This window comes from Cellulomonas sp. P4_D11 (assembly GCF_056401915.1).
In genome coordinates this window covers 1-5,245 of the sequence record NZ_JBFUIK010000069.1, presented here as the reverse complement: position 1 = coordinate 5,245, position 5,245 = coordinate 1, and the positions used below count along the sequence as shown (strand labels likewise).

At 73.6% G+C, this 5,245-nt stretch carries 5 protein-coding genes; 4 read left to right on the top strand and 1 reads right to left on the bottom strand.

The features are described 5' to 3' along the window. Window positions 1-403, bottom strand: a 403-nt coding sequence (locus AC1DT4_RS20120; protein WP_477091528.1) for a hypothetical protein, incomplete at its 3' end; no start/stop codon positions are given. Window positions 404-673: 270 nt separating this feature from the next. On the opposite strand from AC1DT4_RS20120, the gene AC1DT4_RS20115 reads away from it, so the two are divergent. The 4 genes from AC1DT4_RS20115 to AC1DT4_RS20100 are packed head-to-tail and all read left to right on the top strand — an operon-like array spanning window position 674 to window position 5,138. Continuing rightward, window positions 674-1,891: a toxic anion resistance protein gene (locus tag AC1DT4_RS20115; RefSeq protein ID WP_477091527.1), complete on the top strand. Its 1,218-nt coding sequence runs from the start codon at window positions 674-676 to the stop codon at window positions 1,889-1,891. A gap of 27 nt (window positions 1,892-1,918) precedes the next feature. Beyond that, window positions 1,919-2,443 carry a hypothetical protein gene (locus tag AC1DT4_RS20110; RefSeq protein WP_477091526.1) on the top strand — a complete coding sequence of 175 codons (525 nt, stop codon included), beginning with the start codon at window positions 1,919-1,921 and terminating at the stop codon, window positions 2,441-2,443. Next, complete coding sequence (locus tag AC1DT4_RS20105) at window positions 2,440-3,858, top strand: AAA family ATPase (protein WP_477091525.1); 1,419 nt, start codon at window positions 2,440-2,442, stop codon at window positions 3,856-3,858. The genes AC1DT4_RS20110 and AC1DT4_RS20105 overlap by 4 nt, the downstream gene beginning before the upstream one ends. Next, window positions 3,855-5,138, top strand: coding sequence for a hypothetical protein (locus AC1DT4_RS20100; protein WP_477091524.1), 1,284 nt, complete (start codon window positions 3,855-3,857; stop codon window positions 5,136-5,138). Before AC1DT4_RS20105 ends, AC1DT4_RS20100 begins: the two co-directional genes overlap by 4 nt. Window positions 5,139-5,245 lie beyond the last annotated feature (107 nt).

The following is a 5,245-nucleotide window of genomic DNA, read 5'->3' as shown; positions in this document are numbered from 1 at the left end:
GGGTGAGGCCCCGCGCCGGCGGCGCGGCGGCGGGCGGCTCGTGCGTCGCGTGCACCGGCAGCACGAGCCGCACGTCCGGACCCGCGCTCGTCGGGAGCTCGAAGGTCCGCTCGACGGGCGCGGCCCCGGGCAGCGCGACCGTCAGCGTGTAGGTCCAGCCGGTCACCGGGTGCCCCGCGCCGTCGCTGAACCCCGGCTGGTCCGTGGTGGCCAGCGGGATCGCGGCGCGACCGTCCTCGCCGAGCGGCACGACGACGGGCCGGGGGGCGATCACCGCGCCGCCGGCATCCCAGACGCGCGGCGTCGAGGACGCGACGGTGACGGTGCCCGGCCACGGCGTCCCGAGGTCGTCGAGGAACGGGCCGACGTGGACGGTGCTGGTACGGATCTCGGACGGCAGCATGGGTCCTCCTGCGACGGGGGGAGCGCTCGTCCGTCGATGATCACTGCCCGCCGCGCACCCGGGGAAGTGACCCGGTCCGTCCGAAAGATCACACCGCCGGCTGCTGTGCGATGTGCCCACGGTGTGTTCCCACCCGTCGCCCGGGCCTCGGACCGGCACCGGCGTCGGGCCCCCGTGCTACTGTCCGCAACAGAGCCGCTTGACCATTCCATGACCATTGAAGACGCAGGAATTCCGCCCTCTGCGACGACCTGGACGTGAAGGACGACGATGACCGAGGCAGCCCCCCTCCAGCCCCCCGCGCCGCAGTCGGCGTTCGCGCTCGAGGCCCCCGCGCCGGTCTCCCCGGTGGCGGCGACGGCCGCCCCGTCGATGGCTCCGCAGATCCCGGAGGCGGCGCTCCCGGGCCTCGACGCCAAGGTCTCCGCGTACGTCGACGGCCTCATGTCCGCGCAGGTCGGGTCGCCCGAGCTGACGCGCAAGGCCGACGACATCCGGCTCATGGGCGACTCCGACATCCGCGCCGCCGCGGAGACGTCGAACCGCCTGCTGCAGGCGCCAGTGAAGGAGCTGCGCGAGGGCGGCGTCTCGGGCACGTCGCAGGTCAGCAAGTCGCTGCTGGACCTGCGCAAGACCGTCGAGGGGCTGGACCCCAGCGAGGCCACCATCGGCAAGAAGCTGCTCGGGCTCATCCCGTTCGGCGACTCGCTGACCGACTACTTCCGCAAGTACGAGAGCTCGCAGAAGCAGATCGACGCGATCGTCCGCGCGCTCTACAACGGCCAGGACGAGCTGCGCAAGGACAACGCGGCGCTCAACCTGGAGAAGCAGCACCTGTGGGACACCATGGCCCGCCTGCACCAGTACATCTACGTCGCGGAGTCGCTGGACACGCGGCTGTCGACCACCATCGCCGAGCTCGACGCGACCGACCCCGCGCGCGCCAAGGCCCTGCGCGAGGACGTGCTGTTCTACGTCCGTCAGAAGCACCAGGACCTGCTCACGCAGCTCGCGGTGTCGATCCAGGGCTACCTGGCGATCGACATCATCATCAAGAACAACCTCGAGCTCATCAAGGGCGTGGACCGCGCGACCACCACGACGGTCTCCGCCCTGCGCACAGCCGTCACCGTGGCCCAGGCGCTGAACAACCAGAAGCTCGTGCTCGACCAGATCACGGCCCTGAACACCACGACGTCGACGCTCATCGCGTCCACCGCCAAGATGCTCAAGGAGCAGTCGGTCGGCATCCAGGAGCAGGCCGCCAGCGCCACGGTCGGGCTGCCGCAGCTGCAGCAGGCGTTCGCGGACATCTACGCGACGATGGACTCGATCGACACGTTCAAGGTCAAGGCGCTCGACTCCATGGCCACCACCATCGGCGTGCTCGAGACCGAGACGACGAAGGCCCGGAGCTACCTGGACCGGGTCAAGCGTGCGGACACGTCCGACGTCGCCGGTGGCTCGCTCGACCTCGGCACGAGCTGAGCGACGAGGGCCGGGCAGGCATCACACATGAGCTGGTTCGCACGCCTGAGGGGGCGGCGTCGGGAGCCTGAGCTCCCCGCGCCCCCACCTGCGCCGACCTCGGCCGACATCCTCGCGTCGGCCCACCAGGTCGAGCAGCAGATCGTCGGCAAGGTGCCCGCCGCGGTCACGGCGCGCGTGCACCGGATCGCACGGACCGTCGAGGAGATGGCTCCGCGGCTCGACCGGCTGGGCGCCGGCAGCCGGCAGGCGCACACCGTCGTCGCGACGGCCACCAGCTACCTGCCCGAGGCCGTCGGCGGGTACCTGCGGCTGCCGCGCGACTTCGCCGACCGGCGGGTGGTGTCGAAGGGCAAGACCTCGCTGATGGTGCTGTGCGACCAGCTCGACCTGCTGGGCGTGACGCTCGACAAGATCTCCGACGCCGTCTCGCGCGAGGACGCCAACGCGCTCGTCGCGCACGGGCAGTTCCTCGCCGAGAAGTTCGGCGAGTCCTCGTTGGCACTCGCGCCGGACGCGGGCCTCGACACCCCGCAGAGGGAGCTCCCGTGACCCCGTCCTCTGCGCTGCCCGCGCCCCTCGCCCCCGCCCTCGACGTCCTCGCGCAGGCCGGCGCCGCCGCCGGGCTCGACGAGGCCGCCGTCCGCGACGAGGGTGCGCGGCTCGCCGCCGCCGTCGCCGAGTCGGTCCCGGGTGCGGCGGCCGCCTGGCTCGCGGCCGTCGGCTCGCCCGGCGCGACCTACGGCGCGTTCTTCTCGGCCGCGTCGAGCGCGCGCCGCTGGCGGTCGGCCCCGACCGACCTGCTGGCCGGGCTGGTCGCCGACGGGTCGTCGCACGCGGCGGACTACGCGGCCGCGCTGGCCGGCGTGGTGTCCGCGGCGTGCGACCTCGGACCGGCGGAGATCGACGTCATCGCCCGCGCCTCGGCCACGGCCGCGGTGCAGCGGGCCGCCGTGGGCGGCCCGCGACAGGTGGCGCCGCCCGCGTACTCGCCGCCCGAGCTCGGGCGCCTGGACCTGTCGGGCCTCGACCACGACGGGACGCCCGGGGGCGGGGCGCCGGCCGCGGGCACGCTGCCGCCGGGCACCACCTTCCACCCGGACACCAAGCCCGCCAGGCCTCTCGAGGAGCTCCTCGCGGAGCTCGACGCCCTCGTCGGCCTCTCGCGGGTCAAGGCCGAGATCCGCCAGCAGACCCAGCTGCTCCGCGTCGAGCGGCTGCGGACCGAGGCCGGCCTGACCGCGCCCACGCTCACGCGCCACCTCGTGTTCCTCGGCAACCCGGGCACGGGGAAGACGACGGTCGCCCGCCTGGTCGCCGGGATCTACCAGGCGCTCGGGCTGCTCACCAAGGGTCACCTGGTCGAGGTCGACCGCTCCGAGCTGGTCGCCGGGTATCTGGGGCAGACGGCCGTCAAGACGTCCGAGGTCGTCGCGACGGCGCTCGGCGGCGTGCTGTTCGTCGACGAGGCGTACGGCCTGGCCGAGGACCAGTACGGCGCCGAGGCGGTGAACACCCTGGTCAAGGACATGGAGGACCACCGCGACGACCTCGTGGTGATCGTCGCCGGCTACCCGGGCCCCATGGCGACGTTCCTGGCGACCAACCCGGGGCTCGAGAGCCGCTTCTCGACGACGGTCGAGTTCGACGACTACACGGACGCCGAGCTGCGCGAGATCTTCGCCCGCACGGCGGCCAAGGCCGACTTCGAGCCGACGCCCGAGTGCCTGACCCGGTTCGAGGAGCTGGCGTCGCTGCAGATCCGCGATGAGGGCTTCGGGAACGGCCGCTACGCCCGCAACGTGCTCGACCAGGCGATCACCAGGCACGCCTGGCGCCTCCGGGACGTTGAGTCACCGACGGTGGACCAGCTCCGGCTGCTTCTTCCCGAGGATCTCGTGGCTGCGGCCGACGAGACGGACGGGTCCGACGACCCGGTGCCCGACCACATCGAGGAGCCCGCGTGACGCAGACCATCGCAGCAGCGACGCCGCCGGCCACGTCGCCCGCCACACCGCCCGCGCACCGCACGGGCGTGCGCGCCTCGCTGAGCCGCACGCCGGGCAAGATGCGGGTCGCGGGGGTCGTCGCGGTCGTCGCCTCCCTCGCTGTCGGCTTCCTGGGGCTGCGCGCGGGGCTGGCGCAGTCCGACGCGCTCGCCGACGCGGACGCGGACACCACCCAGCTGGTCGGCATCCAGGACGTCCGGAACGACCTGGTGGTCGCGGACGCGACCGCCACGAACGCGTTCCTCGTCGGCGGCCTGGAACCCCCGGAGCAGCGCGCCCGGTACGACGAGGCCGTCGCGTCGGCCGCGAACGGGCTCGCGCAGCTGGCCGGCTCCAACGAGGCGGACGCCGAGCTGCTGGGCAAGGCCACCGCCGGCCTGACCACCTACACCGGCCTGGTCGAGCAGGCCCGGGCCAACAACCGGCAGGGCTTCCCGGTCGGCGCCGCGTACCTCGACCAGGCGTCGTCGGTCCTGCGCACCGACGTCCTGCCGCACCTGGACGACCTGGTCGGCGCCAACAGCGACCGGGTGGACGCGTCCTTCGACTCCGTCGCGTCGGTGCCGTGGCTGCTCGCGCTCGGCATCCTCGCCCTGGCTGTGCTCGTCGTGGTCCAGGTGTGGATGGCCCGCCGGACGCACCGGCGCCTCAACGCCGGCCTGTTCTGGTCGACGGTCCTCGCGCTCGCGGCGAGCGTCGGCGGGGCCGTGGTCCTCGGGTCGAGCGCGCAGCAGGCGGGCGACGTCCGCCACGGTCCCTACGACGAGACCGTGTCGGTGTCCCGCGCGTACTCGCTGGCCAACGACGCCAAGTCGATGGAGTCGTTCACACTGATCAAGCGGGGGTCGGGGGCGGCGTACGAGGAGACGTTCGTCGCCGAGACCGACGAGGCCCGCACGCTGCTGTCCCGGCCGACGGTCGACCCGAGCCTGGTCCCGCTGCTCGACGACTGGGTCGCCGCGCACCAGCAGATCCGCGCGCTCGACGACGGCGGCGACTGGGACGGCGCGGTCGCGCTCGCGATCAGCCCCGACCCGGGCGCCCCGAACGACGTGTTCGAGACGTTCTCCGCGGCGGCGTCGTCCAGCCTCGAGGCGAGCGCCGCCCAGACGCACGACGCGCTGTCCGGCTCGGGCGGCTCCGCGGTCCTGGTCGGCTGGCTGATGCTGGTCGCGGGCCTGCTGGCCGCGGTCCTCAGCTGGCGCGGCGTCTCGACCCGAGTGGAGGAGTACCGGTGACCACCACCCGAACGACCCGCACCCTGCGCCGCGGCGCGGTCCTGGCCTCCCTGCTCCTGCTCGCGGGCTGTGCGGGCGCCCCGGCGGCGGCACCGCAGGCCCAGCAG